Below are 418 nucleotides of genomic sequence, written 5' to 3'. Positions count from 1 at the left end.
CGGGGGAGGGTGGCGTTGGCGAGGGCGAGGCGGCGGCGTGCTTCGGGGGTGCTGATCCGGAGCCGGGTGCGGAGGAAATCGGCGGTGTTCCGGGCCCCGTCATCGGCCGGGGACCAGGTCAGCGAACGCGCGGGCAACGCAGGGACCGCCGGGGCGTCTGCGCTCTCGCTGGCATCACTGTCGGCCGCGGCGCTGGTGGTGGTTGCATCAGAGGGGCCCGCGGCGGAGGGGGAGGAACCCGCGGACCCCGTGTCCGCAGCCGCAGCCGAAGCGGGTTCGGGGTCGGCGCCCCAGCCGGTGGTCCAGCCGGCCGCGCGGCTGGCGGAACCGGCGGCGTTGATCGCCTCGGTCCGTGTCCGGTCCACCGCCGAGGCGGCCTGGAGCTGAAGGTACTCGATCCGGCGGGAGAGCTCCTCGG

General features: G+C 75.8%; 1 pseudogene. It reads right to left on the bottom strand.

The annotated features are described in order from the left end of the window. Positions 1–418: pseudogene (locus tag AC1DFE_RS24180) on the bottom strand (HNH endonuclease signature motif containing protein); the annotation flags it as partial.

The organism is Arthrobacter sp. 05T423 (genome assembly GCF_056396245.1).
This window is presented reverse-complemented; position numbering and strand designations above follow the sequence as displayed.